We start from the raw sequence: 19549 nt of genomic DNA, 5'->3' as shown, positions 1-19549 counted from the left end.
GAGGTGCCATTCCATTCCGGGGGCCACACGCGGCTCCTGTGTGAGAGACTATTCGGCAGCGAGGGGAAGGTTGATAGAGATGCGCCTGCGGCCGGTCAGTAGATCGGCCATGAGCGCCGACTTCACACTTCTGATCCGCTCTAACTGCGCTTGATTTGTTGAAATGGAATCGTCGATGAAGCTCAGCGCTCGCTCAAGGCTCTCCTGAACGTCACGTGGCGCGATAGGAATCGGGAGGTTTCTCACGTCGTTGACGCGCAAGTGGCCAACCGTTGAACCGCCCGCCTTCAAAAACATGTCGTTCTGAACTCCGGCAGATTGCAGCGCGTAGAGCAAATAGCTGGGGCTCAATACGTCCCGGTCAGGACGAAACAGCATCATCCTCTGTCCGAGGCAAACCTCCATCTCTGAAGGTGTGAGGCAAACTTCTCCGAACGGGGCCTCGCGAGTGAACAACACATCGCCAGAGGTCGGCTTCCCCTTGCGGGTCCATTCACGAAAGCTATTTGCATCCGTGTAGTGAAGCCCTTGGTGAACGAACTTGCCATTTCGGACGTTGGGCGTGCGGACGACGGCAAAGCCCGTTTCTGTTCGCGGAGGAGTGCGGTTCTTGCAGTCGATTATGGCCTTTGTGACCTGATTGGCTGGCCGGACCGACCAATCCGCGAATTTCTCTGATAACTCGTTCAAGTCGAGCGGAAACAGCCTGCGAAAGGCAGTCGTTCGCGCCTTCTCAAGCTGATCAATGACAGCCCGCGTCGCCTGGATGGCCTCGTCCACGCTGGAGAAGATTTCCGCAATGCGACGTTGCTCTGGGAATGAAGGCAGTAAGAAAGATATCTCGGGAACGTCTTTGGTCTTGAGATGAACGACCGTCGATCCGCCCGACCTTATCCTCATCTCATGTCTTATTTCTTGAGAATTTATTAGGTGATAGAAAAATAATCGATCCAGTCTTTCCGAGGTTATATCTACTCTCGATACATCCATAGAAAATAGAAGTCCATTGAGTGATTCAGGCGTTAGGATCGCGCTTCCGATGATATCACCGTCTCTCGTTAAATCGGTGTTAGCGATGAGCACGTCACCTGACTTTGCTATGAACCTGACATCGCTCACATTTTCATAGTATTTAAGGCCGTCAGAATTGAACCCGCCGCCTTTTCTAAAAACCTTGATCCCAGCAAACGGAACACCGTTGTTGGGATCGGCGTACCCAGAGGACTTGTAGGTCAAACCTTTTTGAAGGCGCGCAACATCCCCAAATCGAACGACAGTCCATCCTGCGGGCACTTCACGCGACATACCCAAGCTCCTTCAGCAAGCCCATCATCTTGGCCTCCGCCGCATCGCGCTGCGCTTGCAGTTCGACCAGCTTCTCGACCTCTTCGGCCACGTCGAGGTCTTCGGCCTCTTCGCCGACATGGACGTAGCGGGTGATGTTCAGGTTGAAGTCGTTGTCGGCGATTTCGCCGACCGGCACGACACGTGCAAGCCGGTCCACGTCGGCATAGTCATGAAATGCCTTGGCTAGGGTAGCGACGTTGGCCTCCGACAGGTGGTTCTGCGCCTTGCCTTCTACGAACTGCTCTACACCGTTGATGAAAAGCACCTTGCCCTTCCGAGCGGCGGGCTTTTCCCGGCGGATGATCAGGACACAAGCCGGAATGCCCGCGCCATAGAACAGGTTGGGAGCAACGCCGATCACGGCCTCGATCAGATCATCGTTCAGCAGCCCCTCGCGGATACGGCCTTCCGCTCCACCTCGGAACAGCACGCCGTGGGGAAGCACGACGCCGAGCATGCCGTCGCTCTTCAGGCTGGCGATCATGTGCTGGACGAAGGCGAGATCGCCATACGACTTTGGCGGGCAGCCATAGCGATCCCGACCGAACGGGTCACCATTGCTCCACGTCTCGTAGCCCCAGCTTTTCAGCGAGAATGGCGGATTGGCTAATACGCGGTCGAAAGTGCGGATCGCCTTCACGCCATCCCCGACGACATGTTTCGGGTCGAGCAAGGTATCGCCCCGCGCGACCGACGCGTCGTCGATGTCGTGCAGGAACAGGTTCATCTGGCAAATCGCCCAGGTGTTGAGATTTTTCTCCTGGCCGAACAGCGAGAGGCTCTTGGGGTTCTTGCCCCGCCTTTCGAGGTGGTGGACGGTTTCCAGCAGCATGCCGCCCGACCCGGCCGTGGGGTCGTAGATCGACATGCCCTCTTCGGGTCGCAGGCAATCAACGATCAGCCGGACCACCATCTTGGGGGTATAGAATTCGCCGCCCTTCTTGCCTGCGTCGTCCGCGAACTGCGCGATCAGGTACTCATACGCTTGTCCGAGCACATCGGCCTCAACGTCCGAGTTCCGAAGCCGGTAGGTCTCGAAATGCTGGAGAAGCCGCTCCAGGGCGGCATCGGGGAAGCGCTCCTTGTTGTTGAAATCCACATCCTGGAAAACACCGCGAAGCTTGAGGTTCGCGTCTTCGACCGCGTTGAAGGCGGCGTTCAGATGCTCGCCGATGTTGGTAGTGTGTTTCCGAACGTCCCTCCAGAAATGTCCGGCTGGGATGTGGAAGCGGTGTTCTTCAGGGTCGGCGGCAAGCTCTGCGTCGCCGTATTTCGCGAGGCGCTCCTCATACTCCTCCTGCCACACGTCGCAGAGGCGTTTGAAGAAGAGCAGGCCGAATATGTAGTGCTTGTAGTCGGCAGCATCGATTGAGCCGCGCAGAATGTCGGCGGCGCGCCAGAGGTGGCCTTCCAACTGGCTGAGCGTGAGAACTGCCATGACGCACTCGGATGCAAATCAACGATCTGTCGGTAATCATGATCACGTAGGTCAGGAGGACACTAGCCGCGTCAGGCTTGGCGCGTCGATTGCGCCAAATGTGTTGCCTCCATGACGCATATCGCTCGCAGCCGTTTGACCTCGGCGCGCTGCGGGTTCTTCCAACCGATCAAGTTGAGCGGTGGACCCGCCGACCTGATTGCGTCTCGCTCGACAGCTATACCGTTGTTGCCGACCTCGCGGTACGAGTACGTCAGGTTTGCCCGCATCCATTTGGTCAAGCTGGCCTCGCCATCAGGGTCGAACCTGAAGTTTAGGACGTTCGTACGCGCCTTGCCCGGCGAGCGCGGAAGCGCGCGAAGCTCAAGCTGGCTCTTCAAGATCGACCCCAACGAACGGCGGAACGTTGAGAAGCCGCTGTGCGCGTGCTCAAAGTGACAGCGAACATCTAGGCCGCTGTCCGTCATGCCGATGTAGAGCAGGCCATGCGCGGGCACCGAAATTGGCAGAAGTTCATCGAGGCGGTCGATGAAATAAGCGTAGATGCCTGTCGCCCGGCTCGAAGGCCGTTCGTCCCAACGGAACCTGGGTCCGAGTTCGAAGGTCATCAGCGAGCCTCCGTTAAGTCGTTCGCTCGCACGATGATGGGCGTTCGCGATGACCAACACGATGCGATCGAGAAATGGCGGCCGCCCCCGTCCCACAAAGGTCGTTTCCGCGACGCCAATGATGGCGTGGTGGCGAGCGAGGATTCTGCTTATGACAGAGTAGCATACTCAATTGCATAACTTCGAACCCTTGGGCTTTCATATCGATGGGTTTCGAGACGAAGGCGGAATGCTGCTGTCTGATCAGCGCCCTTGGATCAACCGCGCTACGCCAACGATCGCGCTGACGATCCCCGCAACTTCCACCACCAGCTTCCACCATGCAGCCTTTGGAGGCAGCCATGCTTGCTTCTGACCTTGGCTCCGGCGATCAAGAAAGTGCGTTTTTGAATGGTACTTCCCGGTGGAGTCCTTGAACTTGCGGACAGCGGCCTGCGTCTTGCGGTTCATCACGAAGGAGGCGTTCTGGCGGAAGCCTGCCTTCAGCGCATAGACGAGATCGACGAGCACGTCCGAGGGGTTCGAGGCCGGGAAGGCCCCGGCAACACCGGTGTTGAGCACGCCGATATTGCCCCAGCTCCAGCTCGCATCGGCCACCGTCGGATAGGCCAGGAAACCCTTGGGCTTGTCGATGCCGTCACCGGTGACGAAGGCGGCGCCTTCCTGCTCGGCGAAGGCGCTTTCGACCTCCTCGGCGATCCACTGATCGATATCGACGATAGCGTCGTCGAGCAGCGTCTGCGTCGCCGCCGGCATGGCGTAGAGTTCCATGGCCGGGAAGGAGAGCTCGGCCAGGGTCGGCGAAGACCCTTGCGGCCGGGCCGCCGTCTCCGCCACCCAGCCCGAGGCCGGACCGGTGGTCGAGAATGCCTTCTTGTAGGTGCCGGACGAGATCGTGCGGACCGTGGCGAGCGAACGGATCGGCGAGACGTTTGCCAGGCGGCGCAGGATTTCACCCTCGACGGTAGCCGGCGCGAGATAGCCGCCATCCGGGCCAGAGCCGGCGGAGAGCGCTTTCGATTCCAGCCGCTTCAGGCCACCGGCCTCGCCGGTGCGGACGTAAGCTCCGAAAGCCGCCTTGTGTTCGGCCGTCAGCGGATCGCGCGGGCCGTCCTGGCCCAGAGCCGGGCGGGCGCGCTCCAGCGTCAGCCGGTCGATGCGGCGCATGGTGTCGTCGAGCGCCGCGTCCATGCGGACGAGCTTCTCCTCCGTGAGCGGATCGGAGCCCTGGCGGGCCTCGAGGCCGGCAAGACGTTCCTCGTTGGTGGCGCGGTAATTCTCCAGCGTGTAGCGCAGGTCCTCGAAGGCCAGCGCGAGATCGGCGCCGGCCGCCTTGGTCTCGGGCGCGGTGTTGAGATGGCTCATGGTCTCTCCTCGGGGGTGATGATCAGATGAAGGCGGAAGGCCGCGTCGCCTTGACGGCGGCGATCCGGGCCTGGGGCAACATCGGGAAGGTCACGACCGACACTTCCCAGAGATCGATGCGTTCGAGCCGGCGCAGGCCGGTCCGCGGTTCGGTGCGGGCCTTCTCGTGGCGAAAGCCGATCGACAGCCCGTCGATCGCACCGTCCAGCATCAGTGCATAGATCTCGCGGGCACGGGCGACGGCGAGCGACAGCCGGCCCCGCACGAACAGGCCGCGGCTATCCTCGGAGAGACTCGACCAGCGGCCGATCGGCTCGGCCGGATCATGCTGCCAGAGCATCTTCACGCCGCCCGGCCCGCGCCTTTGCAGGCTCTCGCGGAAGGCGCCGGGCTCGACGATATCCTTGCCGAGATCGGGAATGCGGAAGAGGCTGGCATAGCCTTCGAAGACGCCGTCGAGCCCGATCCGGGACGGCTGAACCGGCAGCAGCTTGGATTCGAACGAGGCGCGTATCGGACTCGGCCGCGTCATCGCTCGCCCTCCGCGCCGTCGCGGCCACCCTTGGTCCGTTCGTCCTCGAGCCTGGCGAGCTGACGGACGAAGCGGCTGAAGGTCTCGACGGGTGCGCCGCTGCGCGATGCCCTTCCCGCGCGGGCTGGCGCAGGAGCCTTGGCCGGCGGCTTGGCCGCGCCGTTTCTGCCTTTCATGACGGGTCCCCTTCGTGGCGTGCGTTGAAGCGGTTGAGCTCGCGGACGAAATCATCGAAGCGGCGGTTCGCGGCGGTCAGTTCGCGCAGCACGAGCCAGGCCAGCCCCGATGCGCTCGCCGCCCAGAGCAGCAAGCCGAGATGGCCGACATCGGCACGGCCGACGAAGGCCGCGACGACCTGTTCGAGCATGTTCATGAAGCCTCCTTTCCGGAGGTGCGCCGGCCATAGCCGACAGCCTCCCGCTTCTCGTCCTCGTCGAGGAATGTCGCGGCGCCCAGCCGGCGCCAGAGCGATTCTCGCTCCTCGGCCAGCGCCTCGATGGCGTCGAGATCGGGCTCCAGGACCAGTTCGTCGCCGAAGGCCGGCCCGAGCCATTGCGCCAGCGACTGTGCCGTCCGGCGCACCAGCGGAATGACGGTCTGGCGCCAGAGCGCGCGATTGGCCTCGACGAAATTGGCATGGGTGTTGTCGCCGGGCAGGCCGAGCAGCAGCGGCGGCACGCCGAAGGCAAGCGCGATCTCGCGGGCGGCCACACCTTTGGCGGCGACGAAATCGAGCTCGGCCGGCGTCAGCGAGAGCGGCTTCCAGTCCAGCCCGCCTTCGAGCAGCAGCGGCCGGCCGGCATTGCGTGCACCCTGGAAGGAATCCTCCAGCTCCTGCTTCAGGCGCTCGAACTGCGCCTCGGTCAGCGGCGCGCCTTCCGGTCCGTCATAGACCAGGGCACCGGAGGGGCGCGCGGCATTGTCGAGCAGGGCCTTGTGCCAGCTGCCGGCGGCGTTGTGGATGTCGAGCGAGACCGCCGCCGGCTCGATCGGCGACAGCCCGTAATGATCGTCGACGGGGTGGAACAGCGTCAGGTGCAGGATCGGCGGCAGGCCGCCCTCATCCTGCTGGAAGCGCACCGTGTCGCCACCGACCGTGTAGTCATAAGCCTCCGGCCAGCCATCGCGGCCGGGCACGACGCGCATCCGGTCGGGCCGGAGCGCATAGAGCTCGCGCGGCTCTCGGCCAACGCTGACCGCCTCGACATAGGCATTGCCGGCGACGAGCAGGTGCCCGACCAGCATTTCGCGGAAGGCGATGCCGCCCTGGCGCGGATTGGGCCGCTCGATAAGCGCGAGCGCCGGATGTTCCGGCATCTCGCGTGCGCCGACCTTGGCGACGAGCGGCGTCTGCGCCGCCGCCTCCGCGATCAGGCGGATGCAGCGATGCACGACCGGATTGCGCTCATAGCCCTCGCGGGAGAGCGCGACATAGTCGCGGGGTGTCCAGACGGCGCGCCCAGCTTCGTGCAGCGCGATCAGCGGGCCGACGCGCGAGCGCTTCTGGCCCGGCGCGGCTCGGCCGCGCAGGCTGCGAAGAAAATCGAACATGAATGTCTCGCTGTTGGAGCGTAAGGGAACGAAGGGCTAGATGCCCCTCACCCGCGGCCGGGCCTTCGGTGCCAGCATCAGATGGGTCAGCGCCCAGACCAGAGCGTCGAGCCGGTCCGGCGAGCGGCCGGTTTCGAGGCCCCGCGGCCCGAAGGCGCACATCTCGTCCTCCAGTTCCGGAAAGGCCCCGGCGTGGCGGACGCGACCCTGCGCATAGAGCGCGGCAACCGGCTCGGCGCGGAGATATTTGCCGCGCGTCGCCCGCACGGAGATCACGGGCACACCGGCATCGACCTCGCGGATGATGCTCTCCACCATCTCGCCGCCCTGGTTGACCTCGACCACCAGCGCATCCGCCTCGTGGCGGCGATAGAGCGCGACCGCCCTCTCCGCCCATTCGTGAGGTCTCGCGCCGGCCAATGTCGCGTCTTCCAGCACATGGCCGATACCGTCATGGCCGATGCCGGCGACGACGAGCCCGCAGCGGTCGGCCCGCTGCGAGGAGGTGGCGGGCGGATCGACCGCCACCGCGATGCGGGCAAGCGTGGGCTTCTCGCGCTCGCGGGACGCCTCGATCATCGCCCGCGTCCAGAGCGCATCCGGGCTCTCCTCGACGATCTCGCCATCGAGTTCCTGCCGGCCGAGCCGCGTGCCCCCATAGCTCTGCGTGACCGTGCGAACGAACTCGGCCGCGAGATTGTAGCGATTGTCCTGCGTCCGCGCCCGGCTCACCGCGACATGAGGCTCGACCAGCAGGCGCTTCACCAAGGGCAGCGGGCGCGGCGTCGTCGTCACCACCTGGCGGGGATTGTCGCCGAGGCGCAGGCCGAATTGCAGCATATCCCAGCACTCCTGAAGGTTCGGCCATTTCGCGAGTTCGTCGGACCAGGCGGCGCCGAATTGCGGGCCGCGCAGCGCCTCGGGGTCCTCGGCGGTGAAGACCTGTGCGATCGCACCGTTCGTCCATTGCAGGCGGCGCAGCGAAGGGTGCCAAGTCGGGCGCTCCCAGCGGGTGTGGATCGAGAGCAATCCGGAGACGCCCTCGATCATGACGTCGCGAACCTGAGCCTGCGTCTCGCCGACAAGGGCGATCCGTTCGGTCCGCATATCCGCAAAGGGCGGATGGCCCAGCGCCATGCCCTTGACCCATTCGGCGCCGGTGCGGGTCTTGCCGGCGCCGCGGCCGCCCAGCACCAGCCAGATCGGCTTCAGCGGTTCGGGCGGCAATTGATCGGGGCGCGCCCAGATTTCCCAGGTATTCCGAATGAGCTCGACATCATCCGGGCTCGCCGTCGGCATCAGCTTCCTGAGAATTCTCACCCGCGTCCTGAGCGGCCAGCGCTTCAAGACGTCGAGCAAGATCCTGACGGAGCTGTGCGACATGTCGCAGATCGTCGGCAGCGGAAGGCTCATCCGTATGCTTGTCCTTCCTTGCTACTGGGGGCTCATCGATCGCGACCAGTTCGCGCACGGTGCGGGCGAGCACGGCCAGCGCCTTCGCGTCGGCCTCGCTCGCAGTCGTGCCCTTGGGCAGGTCGGCGAGATATTCCTCATGGGTATCGATCTGGCGCTTGGCGGCGCGCCAGAGCTGGCCCACCACCGCCTTGCGCGAGACCGGCCTTGGTTTCGGCTTCGATTCGGAAGGCGGTTGCGGCGTGGCGCCATCCTGTTCGGCCATGACGTCCCTCTCGGATGACAGGCACGAAAAAGCCGCCGGCTGGAGAGCGCGGCGGCTTCGTTCGGGCAGATTTCGTGAGCGTTCCCGATGTCTAGCGGATCAGCGTCACGATGTCAAGGACAAAATTCCTACAACCTAAAAGCGCGCCCGCGATCCGTCAGGCCTGCTCCTTCTCGATCCACTTGTAGGTCGCGGCCGGCACATAGTTCTGCATCCGGTCGAGCAGTGTCGCCGGCTCGGTATCGGTCATCGCCATCGCGCGGTGGTTCTGCTTGAGGAAGCCGGCCTCGACGGTGCGGTCGAGGAAGGTCGCCAGCGGATCGTAGAAGCCGGCGACATTGAGCAGGCCGAGCGGCTTGGCGTGAATGCCGAGCTGGCCCCAGGTCCAGATCTCGAACAGCTCCTCGAAGGTGCCGATGCCGCCGGGCATCGCGATGAAGCCGTCCGAAAGCTCGGCCATCCGCGCCTTGCGGGTGTGCATGGTGTCGACGACCTCGAGCCGGGTCAGCCCGACATGGCCGACCTCCTTGTCCTTCAGCGCCTTGGGAATGACGCCGTGGACCTCTCCGCCGGCCTCCATCGCCGCATTGGCGACGATGCCCATCAGACCGACCGCGCCGCCGCCATAAACCAGCGTCAAACCGCGCCGGGCGATCTCGGCGCCCATGGCGCGGGCACCCGCCGCATAGACGGGATCGTTGCCGGGATTGGAGCCGCAGAAGACACAGACAGATTTCATGAACCGAGAGCTTGCAAGATACGGGCCCAGGAACGCTGGCCCTTGTGGAAGGAGGACAGGTCGTATTTCTCGTTGGGCGAATGAACGCGGTCGTCGTCGAGGCCGAAGCCGACGAAGAGCGTGTCGATGCCCAGCGTGCGCTTGAAGTCGCCGCCAACGGGGATCGAGCCGCCGCTGCCGATCGAGACGACGCGCCCGCCCCATTCATCGGCGAGCGCGACACGGGCCTTCTGGAGCACCGGCGAATCCACGGGGACCGCCAAGGCTGGCGAGCCGGAATGGCTGATGAATTCGGCGGTCACGTCGTCGGGCAGGCGCTCGCGGATGAACTGGTGGAAGGCAGCCGCGATCTTCGCCGGGTCCTGGTCGCCGACGAGGCGGAAGGAGACCTTGGCCGAAGCTTTGCCGGGGATGACCGTCTTGCTGCCCTCGCCGGTATAGCCGCCCCAGATGCCGTTGACGTCGCAGGTCGGGCGGGACTGGATCTGCTCGATCAGCATCCGGCCCTTCTCGCCGATGGAGTGCTTCAGGCCCACCTGCCCGAGGAATTCCTTCTCGGTCAGGTTCAGGTCGGCCCACTCGGCCTTTTGGGCGTTGGTCGGCTCATGCACCCCCTCGTAGAAGCCGGGGATGGTGATGCGGCCGGTCTCGTCATGAATCTCGCCGAGGATGCGGGCGAGGAGATGGATCGGGTTGGCGGCCGCGCCGCCGAACAGGCCGGAATGCAGGTCGCGGTCGGCCGCCGTCAGCGTGACCTCCTGATAGACCATGCCGCGCAGTGTCGAGGTGATCAGCGGGGTCTCGCGGTCCCACATACCGGTGTCGCAGACCAGCGCGTAATCCGCCTTCAGCTCGGCGGCATTCGCCTTGATATAGCCGGGCAGATTGACGGAGCCGGACTCCTCCTCGCCCTCGACCAGGATGGTCAGGCCGATCGGCAGGTCGCCGGTCTCGGCCAGCGTCGCGCGCACGGCCTCGATGAAGGTCATCACCTGGCCCTTGTCGTCGCAGGCACCGCGGGCCGAGATGACCTTGCGGCCGGGCTCCAGGTCGCGGACGACCGGCTTGAACGGGTCGGTGTCCCAGAGGCTGACGGGGTCGACCGGCTGGACATCGTAATGGCCGTAGAACAGCGCATGCGGCGCGCCGGGCTTGGGGCGATGGGCGAGGACGACGGGGTGCCCGCCGGTCTCGCGCAGCTCCGCCTTGAAGCCGAGCCCTTCCAGATCGGCCCGCAGCCACTCGGCGGCAGCGCGCGTCTGTGCGTTGAACGCGGGATCGGTGCCGATCGACGGGATCTCGAGCCAGGTGGAAAGACGGTCGAGCGAAGCGTCGAACCCATCATCGAGACGGGCGAGAATGGCGGGGAGCTTGGTCATGACAGCCATCGGATGCGATTCAGGTGACGCCATCATGGCAAGCCCCGTCGCGGGCGTCAGCCCATATTCGCGCATGGCGGGCAGGCCCGCATCTCCTCGCTATTTCTAACTGCAATCCATTCGCAATTACATTGACAGCGCCTCGGCGAGCCAATACCTCTTATTGCAACCAAGTTGCAGCAAGGCATCATCATGTCGCAGGGCGCCCCCGAATCCTCGTCGATCTGGCTTCGATCGCGGGGCGAGCCGTCGCTGACGGATGTCTTCCGCACGATCAAGGTGACGCCGACCTCGTCGAACTGGCGCAAGTTCCTCGCCTTCTTCGGGCCGGGCTATCTCGTCGCCGTCGGCTACATGGACCCCGGCAACTGGGCGACCTCGCTCGCCGGCGGCGCCCAGTACGGCTACACGCTGCTCGTCGTCGCGCTGGTCTCCAACCTGATGGCGATCATCCTGCAATCGCTCTGCGCGCGGCTGGCCATCGCCACCGGGCGCGACCTCGCGCAGGCCTGCCGCGACGCCTATCCGCCCTACATGGCCTGGCCGCTCTGGCTGCTGGCCGAACTTGCGATCTGCGCGACCGACCTCGCCGAGGTGATCGGCACCGCGATCGGCCTCAACCTGCTCTTCGGCGTTCCGCTCGAAATCGGCGTGCTGATCACCGCCTTCGACGTCTTTATTATCCTCTGGCTGCAGACGCGCGGCTTCCGCTGGATCGAGGCCTTTATCATCACGCTGCTCGGCGTCATCGCGGTTTGCTTCGGCATCCAGATCGCTCTCGCCGACCCGAACTGGGGCGAGGTCATCCGCGGCTTCGCGCCGACGACGGAGATCGTGACCAATCCGAACATGCTCTACATCGCGCTCGGCATCATCGGCGCGACGGTGATGCCGCATAACCTCTATCTGCATTCCGGCATCGTGCAGACCCGCGCCTATGGCGAGACGATCCCGGAGAAGCGTGAGGCGCTGAAATTCGCGACGATCGATTCCACCGTGGCGCTCTGCTTCGCGCTCTTCATCAACGCCTCGATCCTGATCCTCGCCGCCGCGACCTTCCACAAGGCCGGCCACCACGACGTTGCCGAGCTCGGCAAGGCGCAGGAACTCTTGCAGCCCCTGCTCGGCGCCTCGATCGCGCCGTCGCTCTTCGCCATCGCCCTGCTCTGCTGCGGCCTGAACTCGACGGTGACCGCGACCATGGCCGGCCAGATCGTGATGGAAGGCTTCCTGCGCATCCGCCTGCCGGCCTGGATGCGGCGGCTGGTGACGCGCCTCGTCGCGATCGTCCCGGCGATCGCGGTCACGCTGATCTATGGCGAGAGCCAGACGGCGAAGCTGCTCATCCTGAGCCAGGTCGTGCTCAGCCTGCAATTGCCCTTCGCGGTCGTGCCATTGGTGATGTTCACGGCCTCGAAGCAGAAGATGGGCGCGCTCGTCGCCCCACGCTGGCTCAGCCTGACCGCAGCCATCATCGCCGCGATCATCATCGTGCTGAACATCAAGCTGATCATCGATTTCGCGACGGGGGCTTGAACGACCGCCGTCATGCTTGGGCTTGACCCGAGCATCTCAGGACCAGCGCCCTCTCGTCATGAGATTCTCGGGTCGAAGCTTCGCTTCGCCCGAGAATGACGCGCGTTAACAGCCCTCAGCGCTTGCCCGTCATCGACCCCAGGATTCCCCGCAGGATCGCGGTGCCGACCTGCCGGCCGATCGAGGTCGCGGCCGAGCGGGCGGCCGAAGTGATGATCTTCTCGGTCATGCTCTGGGGCAGCGCCCCGCCGCGCGAGCCCGGCCCGGTCTTCGGACGCTGCTGCGGGGCGCCGCCACCGAGCCAACCGCCGATCGTGTCGAGGATGCCGCCGCCCCCGCCACTCGTGGAAGCCTCGACCGGCGAGCCGTCCGGATTGAGGTTCTTGCGCGCCATCAGGATCTCATAGGCCGACTCGCGATCGACCATGATGTCGTACTTGCCCTTCTCGGGAGAGGCGTTGATCGCCTGCTGGCGCTGCTGCGGCGAGCAGGGGCCGACCTGCGCCATCGGCGGCGCGATCAAGGCGCGCTCGACCATCTCGGGCGAGCCCTTGCCTTCGAGCATCGAGATCAGCGCCTCGCCGACGGCGAGCTGGCTGATCGCCTCCTCAGTGTTGATCTTGGGGTTCTGGCGGAAGGTCTCGGCGGCGGCGCGCACCGCCTTCTGGTCGCGCGGGGTGAAGGCGCGCAAAGCGTGCTGGACGCGGTTGCCGAGCTGGGCCAGCACCGTATCGGGGATATCGAGCGGGTTCTGCGTCACGAAATAGACGCCGACGCCCTTGGAGCGGATCAGGCGCACGACCTGCTCGACCGCGGTCAGCAGGGCCTTGGGGGCGCCGTTGAAGAGCAGATGCGCCTCGTCGAAGAAGAAGACGAGCTTCGGCTTGTCGAGATCGCCGACCTCCGGCAGCTGCTCGAACAGCTCCGAGAGCAGCCAGAGCAGGAAGGTCGCGTAGAGCCGCGGATTGTTCATCAGCTTGTCGGCGGCGAGGATGTTGACGATGCCGCGGCCGTCGCGATCCGTCTTCATCAGGTCGTTGATGTCGAGCGCCGGCTCGCCGAAGAAGAGATCGCCCTTCTGGTTCTCCAGCACGAGCAAGGAGCGCTGGATCGTACCCACCGTCGCCGAGGTGACGTTGCCGTATTTGGTGGTCAGATCCTGCGCGTTCTCGGCGATGAAGGTCAGGATCGCGCGCAGGTCCTTGAGGTCGAGCAGCAGCAGCTTCTGCTCGTCGGCGATGCGGAAGGCGATGTTGAGCACACCCTCCTGCGTATCGTTGAGGTCGAGCAGGCGGGCCAGCAGCAGCGGGCCCATCTCTGAAATGGTGGCGCGGACGGGGTGCCCCTGCTCGCCGAACACATCCCAGAACACAGTGGTGAACTGGTCCGGCTCGTATTTCAGGCCGAGCTCCTTGGCCCGGTTGACGAAGGGCGGCTTGGAATCGCCGGGCGCGACGATGCCGGATAGGTCGCCCTTGATATCGGCTGCGAAGACCGGCACGCCGTTGCGGGCGAAGCCCTCGGCCATCACCTGCAGCGTCACGGTCTTGCCTGTGCCGGTCGCGCCGGTCACCAGTCCATGGCGATTGGCGAGCTTCAGCAGGAGATTTTCAGGCTTGCCGCTCTTGCCGATCAGAATCGCGCCGTCATTCGCCATCGAGTTCGCCCATCAGGTTTTCAAATCGGTCCGGCAAGGATGTAAACAAACGACGCAGAAGGCGGAAGCCCAATGACCATTGGAAATCAGATCGTAAACATGTAAACTATTTTCCGAAGGCTTCGTGCCGAGGCCGTTTGGCGAGGGGTTTGGGTTTCATGGAAGAATTGCTCACGCGCGTGGCGGCGGCTGCCGGCATCAATGAAGAGCTCGCCCGCAAGGGCGTCGGCATCATCCTCGCCTTCCTGCAGAAGGAAGGCCCCACCGCCGAGATCGGCCAGCTGATGTCGGCTCTGCCGGGCGCGCAGGCGCTTGCCGATGCCGAAGGCGGCGCCAAGGGCGGCATGCTCGGCGCGATCGGCGGCCTGATGGGCGGTGGCGGCGGCGTGATGGCGCTTGGCGGCCAGCTCATGAGCGCCGGCCTCTCCATGGGCCAGATCCAGAGCGTCTCGAAGGAAATGTTCGCTGTCGGCCGCGAGAAGGCCGGTGAGGACGTGATGGGCGCCATCGTCGGCGCGATCCCGGGCCTCGGCCAGTTCGTCTGATCTGAACCGCATTCCCCAACGCCGCGGCGCCATCTCAGGATAGCGCCGCGGCGTTTTTGTATTCTCGCACCTGTCTTGCGACGAAGTAGGGATGGCGGTGCGTGCGCGCCCATGGCAATCAGCGCTCCACGGCTGCACACTATGCGGAAGAGGAGTATCGGCGCGCATGAACTCGGCTGCCCCATCCGACCTTCCCTATCTCGACGCTTTCGCGGCGCCGTCGCATGACGCGTGGCGCGCGGCGGTCGACAAGGTTCTGAAGGGCGCCGATTTCGAGAAGAAGCTCGTCGGCCGCACTGCCGACGGCATCCGCATCGAACCGCTCTACCCTGCCGCCGCTGCACCCGCCCGCGCGCTGCGTGCCGAGACCGGGCGCTGGCATGTCGCGGGCCGGCTCGACCACCCGCAGCCGAGCGAGGCGCGGACTCTGGCTCTCGCCGATCTCGAGGGGGGAGCCGACACGCTGACGATCAGCTTCGCCGGGGCGCTGGCCGCACGCGGCTACGGTCTCGTCGCCGACGATGTGGCGACGCTCGATACGGCGCTCGACGGTGTGATGCTCGATCTGATCCATCTGCGGTTGGACCCGACCCCGCAAGGTCGCATCAATGCCCTGCTGCTGGCGGCCCTGATCGAGAAACGCGGCCATGCCGCAAGCGAGGTCTCGGTCTCGTTCGGCCTCGATCCCATCGGTGTCTTCGCCAGCCGTGGCTCGCTCGCGGCGCCCTGGCCCGAACTCGGCCGCAGGCTCGCGGCAACGATCCGCACGCTCAAGGAGCATGGCTTCGCCGGGCCGTTCATCGAGATCGACAGCCGCCCCTATCACGAGGCCGGCGCGAGCGAGGCGCAGGAACTCGGCGCGGTGCTTGCCACGGCGGTGGCCTATCTGCGTACGCTCGAAGCGCAGGGCATGTCGCTGTCCGAGGCGCGCGATGCACTGGCCTTCACGCTGGTCGCCGATACCGACGAGTTCCTGACCGTGGCGAAGCTCCGGGCTGCCCGCCTGCTCTGGGACCGCATCCAGCAGGCCTGTGGCCTGACGCCGAAGCCCGCTCGCATCCATGCCGAAACGGCCTGGCGTTCGCTGACCAAGCGCGATCCGAACGTCAACCTGCTGCGCGGCACGGTCGCGGCCTTCGCGGCCGGTGTCGGCGGCGCCGATTCGATCGCCGTCCAGCCCTTCACCGCCGCGCTCGGCCTGCCCGACGTCTTCGCGCGCCGTGTCGCCCGCAACACGCAGCTGATCCTGCTCGAAGAGAGCAATCTCTGGCGCGTCGCCGACCCCGCCGCCGGTGCCGGCGGCTTCGAGACGCTAACGCAGGCGCTCTGCGAACAAGGCTGGCAGGCCTTCCAGGAGATCGAACGGCAGCGCAGCGGCGATCTCGGCGGCATCGTCGCGGCGCTGGTCGACGGCCATCTCCAGAAGACGCTCGCCGAACGGCGCGCCGCCCGCGCCAAAGCCGTGGCGACGCGCCGCGAGCCGATCACCGGTACCAGCGAATTCCCGAACATTCGCGAGGAAACCGCGAAGGTGCTCGAAGTGGCGCCGGTCAAGCTCGACGGCAAGCGCGTGCAGGGCAGCCTCGCCGAGCGCAACCAGGGCGAGATCATCCGCTCCTTCGTCAGCGGCGCCGGCCGGGCCGATGCGCTGGCAGCACCTGCCGCTGGCCTGCGGGCCGAGCCCCTGCCCTCGCTCAGGCTGGCGGAGCCGTTCGAGGCTTTGCGCGACAAGGCCGATGCCCAGCCGAAGCGCCCGGTCGTCTTCCTGGCGACGCTCGGGCCGATCGCCGATTTCACCGCGCGCGCCGGCTTCGCCCGCAACCTGTTCGAAGCAGGCGGGCTTGCCGCTCCTAGCGACGACGGCTTCGCGACGGATGGCGCGACCGATCTCGACGCTCTGGTCGGCGCTTTCCGAGCCTCGGGCGCGAAGCTCGCCTGCCTGTGCGGCTCGGATGCCGCCTATGTCGCCGAGGGCGCGGCGGCGACCGAGGCGCTCGCCAAGGCCGGCGCGACGGTCTGGCTCGCAGGGCGCCCGGCCGAGACCGAAGCCTTGAACAGGGCCGGCGTCGCCACCTTCATCCATATGGGCTGCGATGTGGTCGAGACGCTCGCACAAGCGCAGGCCATCGCAGGCGCCCGACCGGAGACAAGAGTTTGACTGCCATCGCCCTCACCATCGCCGGCTCGGATTCGAGCGGCGGCGCCGGCATCCAGGCCGATCTCAAGACCTTCGCGGCGCATCAGGTCTATGGCGCCAGCGTCATCGTCGCGCTGACCGCGCAGAACACGAAAGGCGTCAGCGGCATCCATGCCGTGCCGCGCGATTTCGTCGCCCAGCAGATGGACGCCGTGTTCGAGGACCTCGACGTCAATGCCGTCAAGATCGGCATGCTGGCGACGGCCGAGCTGATCGAAACCGTCGCGGCCGGGCTGAAGCGCCACGGGGCGAAGAACGTCGTGCTCGATCCCGTCATGATCGCGGCATCCGGCGCGCGGCTGCTCGAAAGCGCGGCGGTCGAGGCGATCCGCACGCATCTCTTCCCGCTCGCGACGCTGATCACGCCGAACCTGCCGGAAGCCGCCGCCCTGCTCGGCAGCAGCATGGCCGAGACCGATGAGGCGATGGACGAGCAGGCCGAGAAACTCGCCGCGCTCGGCGCGGCGAACGTCCTGGTCAAGGGCGGGCACGGCACCGGCGACGTCAGCAGCGACCTCCTGCTGCTCGCGGGCGGCACGCGCCAGCGCTTCAACGCACCGCGCCTCGCGACGCGCAACACACACGGCACCGGCTGCACGCTGTCCTCCGCGATCGCCGCCAATCTTGCCAAGGGGCTGGCGCTGCCGGAGGCGGTCGGCCACGCCAAGACCTATATCTCCGCCGCCATCGCCGCGGCCGATCAGGTTGCGGTTGGCCACGGCCACGGACCGGTGCATCATTTCCACCACTGGTGGGACAGGACCGACGGGAGCACCTCATGACCGCGATCCCGGATTTCACGAAGCTCGCCTTTGCTGGAGGCGCACGCCCCGCCGCCAGCGCGTTGCCCACGGGCGAAGTCTGGCTGACGCCCGAGGATATCCCGGTCAAGCCTATCTACTCTGCGGCGGACCGTGACGGCTTGCCCTTCGTCGAGACGCTTCCGGGCATCGCGCCCTATCTGCGCGGCCCTTACCCGACGATGTATGTCAACCAGCCCTGGACGATCCGGCAATATGCCGGCTTCTCCACGGCCGAGGATTCGAACGCCTTCTACCGGCGCAACCTCGCCGCCGGGCAGAAGGGGCTTTCGGTCGCCTTCGATCTCGCGACCCATCGCGGCTATGACAGCGACCACCCACGCGTCGCCGGCGATGTCGGCATGGCCGGCGTCGCGATCGACTCGATCTACGACATGCGCACGCTGTTCTCCGGCATCCCGCTCGACCAGATGAGCGTGTCGATGACGATGAACGGGGCCGTGCTGCCGGTTCTGGCGCTCTATATCGTCGCGGCGGAAGAACAGGGCGTGGCGCAGGCCAAGCTCTCGGGGACCATCCAGAACGACATCCTCAAGGAGTTCATGGTCCGCAACACCTATATCTACCCGCCCTCGCCCTCGATGCGGATCATCGGCGACATCTTCGCCTTCACCTCGGCCAACATGCCGAAGTTCAACTCGATCTCGATCTCCGGCTACCACATGCAGGAGGCCGGAGCGACGCAGGACCTCGAGCTCGGCTATACGCTCGCCGACGGTGTCGAGTATATCCGCGCCGGCCAGCGCGCTGGCCTCGGCGTCGACGTCTTCGCGCCGCGCCTGTCCTTCTTCTGGGCGATCGGCATGAACTTCTTCATGGAAGTCGCCAAGATGCGCGCCGCGCGCCTGATCTGGGCGAAGCTGGTCAAGGATTTCGGGGCGCAGAACGAGAAGTCATTGCCGCTGCGGACCCATTGCCAAACCTCCGGCTGGTCGCTGACGGCGCAGGACGTGTTCAACAACGTGCCGCGCACGATGATCGAGGCGATGGCAGCGACGCAGGGGCATACCCAATCGCTGCACACCAACGCGCTGGACGAAGCGCTGGCCCTGCCGACCGACTTCTCGGCCCGCATCGCCCGCAACACCCAGATCCTCCTGCAGCAGGAGAGCGGCACAACCCGGATCATCGATCCCTGGGGCGGCTCCTATTATGTCGAGCGGCTCACCGCCGAGCTCGCCGAAAAGGCCTGGGGCCATATCCAGGAGGTCGAGAAATTAGGGGGCATGGCGAAGGCGATCGAGGCCGGCATCCCGAAGCTGCGCATCGAAGAGGCCGCCGCCAAGACGCAGGCCCGCATCGATGGTGGGCTGCAGAAGATCATCGGCGTCAACTGCTTCAAGCCCGAGAACGAGGCTTCGATCGACGTGCTGAAGGTCGACAACGCTTCCGTGCGCGCCCAGCAACTCGACAAGCTCAGGCGCCTCAAGGCCGAGCGCAACGAGACCGAGGTGCAGGCCGCCCTGACAGCGCTGACCAACGGCGCAGCCGGAAACGGCAACCTGCTCGACCTCGCGGTCAAGGCCGCCCGCGCCAAGGCCACGGTCGGCGAGATTTCCATGGCGATGGAGCAGGTCTTCGGGCGCCACCGGGCCGAGATCAAGGCGATCTCCGGCGTTTACAAGCGGGAGGTCGGCGAGATGAACCCAGCCGTGACGCGCGTCCAGATGATGTGCGAGGCCTTCGAGGAAGCGGACGGGCGTCGCCCGCGCATCCTCGTCGCCAAGATGGGCCAGGACGGGCACGATCGCGGCCAGAAGGTGATCGCCTCGGCCTTCGCCGATCTCGGCTTCGACGTCGATATCGGCCCGCTCTTCGCAACGCCGGATGAAGCAGCGCGGCAAGCGGTCGAGAACGACGTCCATATCGTCGGCGTCTCCTCGCTGGCGGCCGGCCACCTGACGCTGGTGCCGGAGCTGAAGGCAGCGCTCGCGCATGCGGGCCGGCCGGACATCATGATCGTCGTCGGCGGCGTCATCCCGCCGCAGGATTTCGACGCGCTGATCGAGGCCGGAGCCTCCGCCATCTTCCCGCCGGGCACCGTCATCGCGGACGCCGCCGAGAAGCTGCTGCAAGAGCTCAACCAGCGCCTCGGCTACGCCCAGCGGACGGCTGCCGAGTGATGTGATAAGGTTGAGGTTCCGGCCTCGAACTGA

The 19549-nt window shown here is 65.5% G+C and carries 18 protein-coding genes; 5 read left to right on the top strand and 13 right to left on the bottom strand.

The annotated features are described in order from the left end of the window. Window positions 1–48: 48 nt before the first annotated feature. From ACFJGT_RS05745 to ACFJGT_RS05690, 12 genes are all read right to left on the bottom strand, one after another. Window positions 49–1305 (bottom strand): restriction endonuclease subunit S, encoded by a 1257-nt coding sequence (locus ACFJGT_RS05745; protein WP_377846766.1) that lies wholly within the window; start codon window positions 1303–1305, stop codon window positions 49–51. Continuing rightward, a complete protein-coding gene (locus ACFJGT_RS05740; RefSeq protein ID WP_377846764.1) occupies window positions 1295–2785 on the bottom strand; it encodes a type I restriction-modification system subunit M in 1491 nt (496 codons plus the stop codon). The genes ACFJGT_RS05745 and ACFJGT_RS05740 overlap by 11 nt, the downstream gene beginning before the upstream one ends. A gap of 71 nt (window positions 2786–2856) precedes the next feature. Next, window positions 2857–3393 carry a GIY-YIG nuclease family protein gene (locus ACFJGT_RS05735; protein ID WP_377846762.1) on the bottom strand — a complete coding sequence of 179 codons (537 nt, stop codon included), beginning with the start codon at window positions 3391–3393 and terminating at the stop codon, window positions 2857–2859. 243 nt (window positions 3394–3636) lie between these two features. Then, window positions 3637–4758 carry a phage major capsid protein gene (locus ACFJGT_RS05730; protein ID WP_377846760.1) on the bottom strand — a complete coding sequence of 374 codons (1122 nt, stop codon included), beginning with the start codon at window positions 4756–4758 and terminating at the stop codon, window positions 3637–3639. Between the two features lie 22 nt (window positions 4759–4780). Continuing rightward, window positions 4781–5290 carry an HK97 family phage prohead protease gene (locus tag ACFJGT_RS05725; protein ID WP_377846758.1) on the bottom strand — a complete coding sequence of 170 codons (510 nt, stop codon included), beginning with the start codon at window positions 5288–5290 and terminating at the stop codon, window positions 4781–4783. Then, complete coding sequence (locus ACFJGT_RS05720; protein WP_377846756.1) at window positions 5287–5466, bottom strand: hypothetical protein; 180 nt, start codon at window positions 5464–5466, stop codon at window positions 5287–5289. Before ACFJGT_RS05720 ends, ACFJGT_RS05725 begins: the two co-directional genes overlap by 4 nt. Further along, on the bottom strand, window positions 5463–5663 hold the full coding sequence (locus ACFJGT_RS05715; protein ID WP_170843290.1) for a hypothetical protein: 201 nt from the start codon (window positions 5661–5663) through the stop codon (window positions 5463–5465). The genes ACFJGT_RS05720 and ACFJGT_RS05715 overlap by 4 nt, the downstream gene beginning before the upstream one ends. Further along, window positions 5660–6841 carry a phage portal protein gene (locus ACFJGT_RS05710; protein ID WP_377846753.1) on the bottom strand — a complete coding sequence of 394 codons (1182 nt, stop codon included), beginning with the start codon at window positions 6839–6841 and terminating at the stop codon, window positions 5660–5662. The genes ACFJGT_RS05715 and ACFJGT_RS05710 overlap by 4 nt, the downstream gene beginning before the upstream one ends. 36 nt (window positions 6842–6877) lie before the next feature. Then, the gene (locus ACFJGT_RS05705; protein ID WP_377846751.1) at window positions 6878–8140 is read right to left on the bottom strand and encodes a DNA-packaging protein; all 1263 of its coding nucleotides are present in this window, start codon (window positions 8138–8140) and stop codon (window positions 6878–6880) included. After that, complete coding sequence (locus ACFJGT_RS05700; RefSeq protein ID WP_377846749.1) at window positions 8118–8519, bottom strand: hypothetical protein; 402 nt, start codon at window positions 8517–8519, stop codon at window positions 8118–8120. Before ACFJGT_RS05700 ends, ACFJGT_RS05705 begins: the two co-directional genes overlap by 23 nt. A gap of 157 nt (window positions 8520–8676) precedes the next feature. After that, window positions 8677–9258: a TIGR00730 family Rossman fold protein gene (locus tag ACFJGT_RS05695; RefSeq protein ID WP_336809456.1), complete on the bottom strand. Its 582-nt coding sequence runs from the start codon at window positions 9256–9258 to the stop codon at window positions 8677–8679. Next, window positions 9255–10637 carry a M20/M25/M40 family metallo-hydrolase gene (locus ACFJGT_RS05690; RefSeq protein ID WP_377846746.1) on the bottom strand — a complete coding sequence of 461 codons (1383 nt, stop codon included), beginning with the start codon at window positions 10635–10637 and terminating at the stop codon, window positions 9255–9257. Before ACFJGT_RS05690 ends, ACFJGT_RS05695 begins: the two co-directional genes overlap by 4 nt. A gap of 192 nt (window positions 10638–10829) precedes the next feature. Between ACFJGT_RS05690 and ACFJGT_RS05685 the strand changes: the two genes are divergently transcribed. Further along, a complete protein-coding gene (locus tag ACFJGT_RS05685) occupies window positions 10830–12173 on the top strand; it encodes an Nramp family divalent metal transporter (RefSeq protein WP_377846744.1) in 1344 nt (447 codons plus the stop codon). 115 nt (window positions 12174–12288) lie between these two features. On the opposite strand, the gene ACFJGT_RS05680 is transcribed toward ACFJGT_RS05685, so the two are convergent. Next, window positions 12289–13830 (bottom strand): helicase HerA-like domain-containing protein, encoded by a 1542-nt coding sequence (locus tag ACFJGT_RS05680; RefSeq protein ID WP_377846742.1) that lies wholly within the window; start codon window positions 13828–13830, stop codon window positions 12289–12291. Between the two features lie 158 nt (window positions 13831–13988). Here ACFJGT_RS05680 and ACFJGT_RS05675 point away from each other — a divergent pair, with 158 nt between their 5' ends. The 4 genes from ACFJGT_RS05675 (at window position 13989) to scpA (ending at window position 19516) form a co-directional block, all read left to right on the top strand. Then, window positions 13989–14375 carry a DUF2267 domain-containing protein gene (locus ACFJGT_RS05675; protein WP_377846740.1) on the top strand — a complete coding sequence of 129 codons (387 nt, stop codon included), beginning with the start codon at window positions 13989–13991 and terminating at the stop codon, window positions 14373–14375. Between the two features lie 166 nt (window positions 14376–14541). Further along, window positions 14542–16533, top strand: a complete 1992-nt coding sequence (locus tag ACFJGT_RS05670; protein ID WP_377846738.1) for a methylmalonyl-CoA mutase family protein — start codon at window positions 14542–14544, stop codon at window positions 16531–16533. Continuing rightward, window positions 16530–17354: a bifunctional hydroxymethylpyrimidine kinase/phosphomethylpyrimidine kinase gene (gene thiD, locus ACFJGT_RS05665; protein WP_377846736.1), complete on the top strand. Its 825-nt coding sequence runs from the start codon at window positions 16530–16532 to the stop codon at window positions 17352–17354. The genes ACFJGT_RS05670 and thiD overlap by 4 nt, the downstream gene beginning before the upstream one ends. Beyond that, the gene (gene scpA, locus ACFJGT_RS05660; protein WP_377846734.1) at window positions 17351–19516 is read left to right on the top strand and encodes a methylmalonyl-CoA mutase; all 2166 of its coding nucleotides are present in this window, start codon (window positions 17351–17353) and stop codon (window positions 19514–19516) included. Before thiD ends, scpA begins: the two co-directional genes overlap by 4 nt. Window positions 19517–19549: the final 33 nt, after the last annotated feature.

The organism is Allobosea sp. UC22_33 (assembly GCF_042700715.1).
GTDB lineage: Bacteria > Pseudomonadota > Alphaproteobacteria > Rhizobiales > Beijerinckiaceae > Allobosea.
The sequence above is the reverse complement of the archived record's forward strand: the minus strand, read 5'-3'. Positions and strand labels throughout refer to the sequence as shown.

Coding starts and splice junctions, on each gene's coding strand:
- ACFJGT_RS05745 (WP_377846766.1), bottom strand. CDS start 1,305: ATGTCGCGTGAAGTGCCCGCAGGATGGACTGTCGTTCGATTTGGGGAT.
- ACFJGT_RS05740 (WP_377846764.1), bottom strand. CDS start 2,785: ATGGCAGTTCTCACGCTCAGCCAGTTGGAAGGCCACCTCTGGCGCGCC.
- ACFJGT_RS05735 (WP_377846762.1), bottom strand. CDS start 3,393: ATGACCTTCGAACTCGGACCCAGGTTCCGTTGGGACGAACGGCCTTCG.
- ACFJGT_RS05730 (WP_377846760.1), bottom strand. CDS start 4,758: ATGAGCCATCTCAACACCGCGCCCGAGACCAAGGCGGCCGGCGCCGAT.
- ACFJGT_RS05725 (WP_377846758.1), bottom strand. CDS start 5,290: ATGACGCGGCCGAGTCCGATACGCGCCTCGTTCGAATCCAAGCTGCTG.
- ACFJGT_RS05720 (WP_377846756.1), bottom strand. CDS start 5,466: ATGAAAGGCAGAAACGGCGCGGCCAAGCCGCCGGCCAAGGCTCCTGCG.
- ACFJGT_RS05715 (WP_170843290.1), bottom strand. CDS start 5,663: ATGAACATGCTCGAACAGGTCGTCGCGGCCTTCGTCGGCCGTGCCGAT.
- ACFJGT_RS05710 (WP_377846753.1), bottom strand. CDS start 6,841: ATGTTCGATTTTCTTCGCAGCCTGCGCGGCCGAGCCGCGCCGGGCCAG.
- ACFJGT_RS05705 (WP_377846751.1), bottom strand. CDS start 8,140: ATGCCGACGGCGAGCCCGGATGATGTCGAGCTCATTCGGAATACCTGG.
- ACFJGT_RS05700 (WP_377846749.1), bottom strand. CDS start 8,519: ATGGCCGAACAGGATGGCGCCACGCCGCAACCGCCTTCCGAATCGAAG.
- ACFJGT_RS05695 (WP_336809456.1), bottom strand. CDS start 9,258: ATGAAATCTGTCTGTGTCTTCTGCGGCTCCAATCCCGGCAACGATCCC.
- ACFJGT_RS05690 (WP_377846746.1), bottom strand. CDS start 10,637: ATGACCAAGCTCCCCGCCATTCTCGCCCGTCTCGATGATGGGTTCGAC.
- ACFJGT_RS05685 (WP_377846744.1), top strand. CDS start 10,830: ATGTCGCAGGGCGCCCCCGAATCCTCGTCGATCTGGCTTCGATCGCGG.
- ACFJGT_RS05680 (WP_377846742.1), bottom strand. CDS start 13,830: ATGGCGAATGACGGCGCGATTCTGATCGGCAAGAGCGGCAAGCCTGAA.
- ACFJGT_RS05675 (WP_377846740.1), top strand. CDS start 13,989: ATGGAAGAATTGCTCACGCGCGTGGCGGCGGCTGCCGGCATCAATGAA.
- ACFJGT_RS05670 (WP_377846738.1), top strand. CDS start 14,542: ATGAACTCGGCTGCCCCATCCGACCTTCCCTATCTCGACGCTTTCGCG.
- scpA (WP_377846734.1), top strand. CDS start 17,351: ATGACCGCGATCCCGGATTTCACGAAGCTCGCCTTTGCTGGAGGCGCA.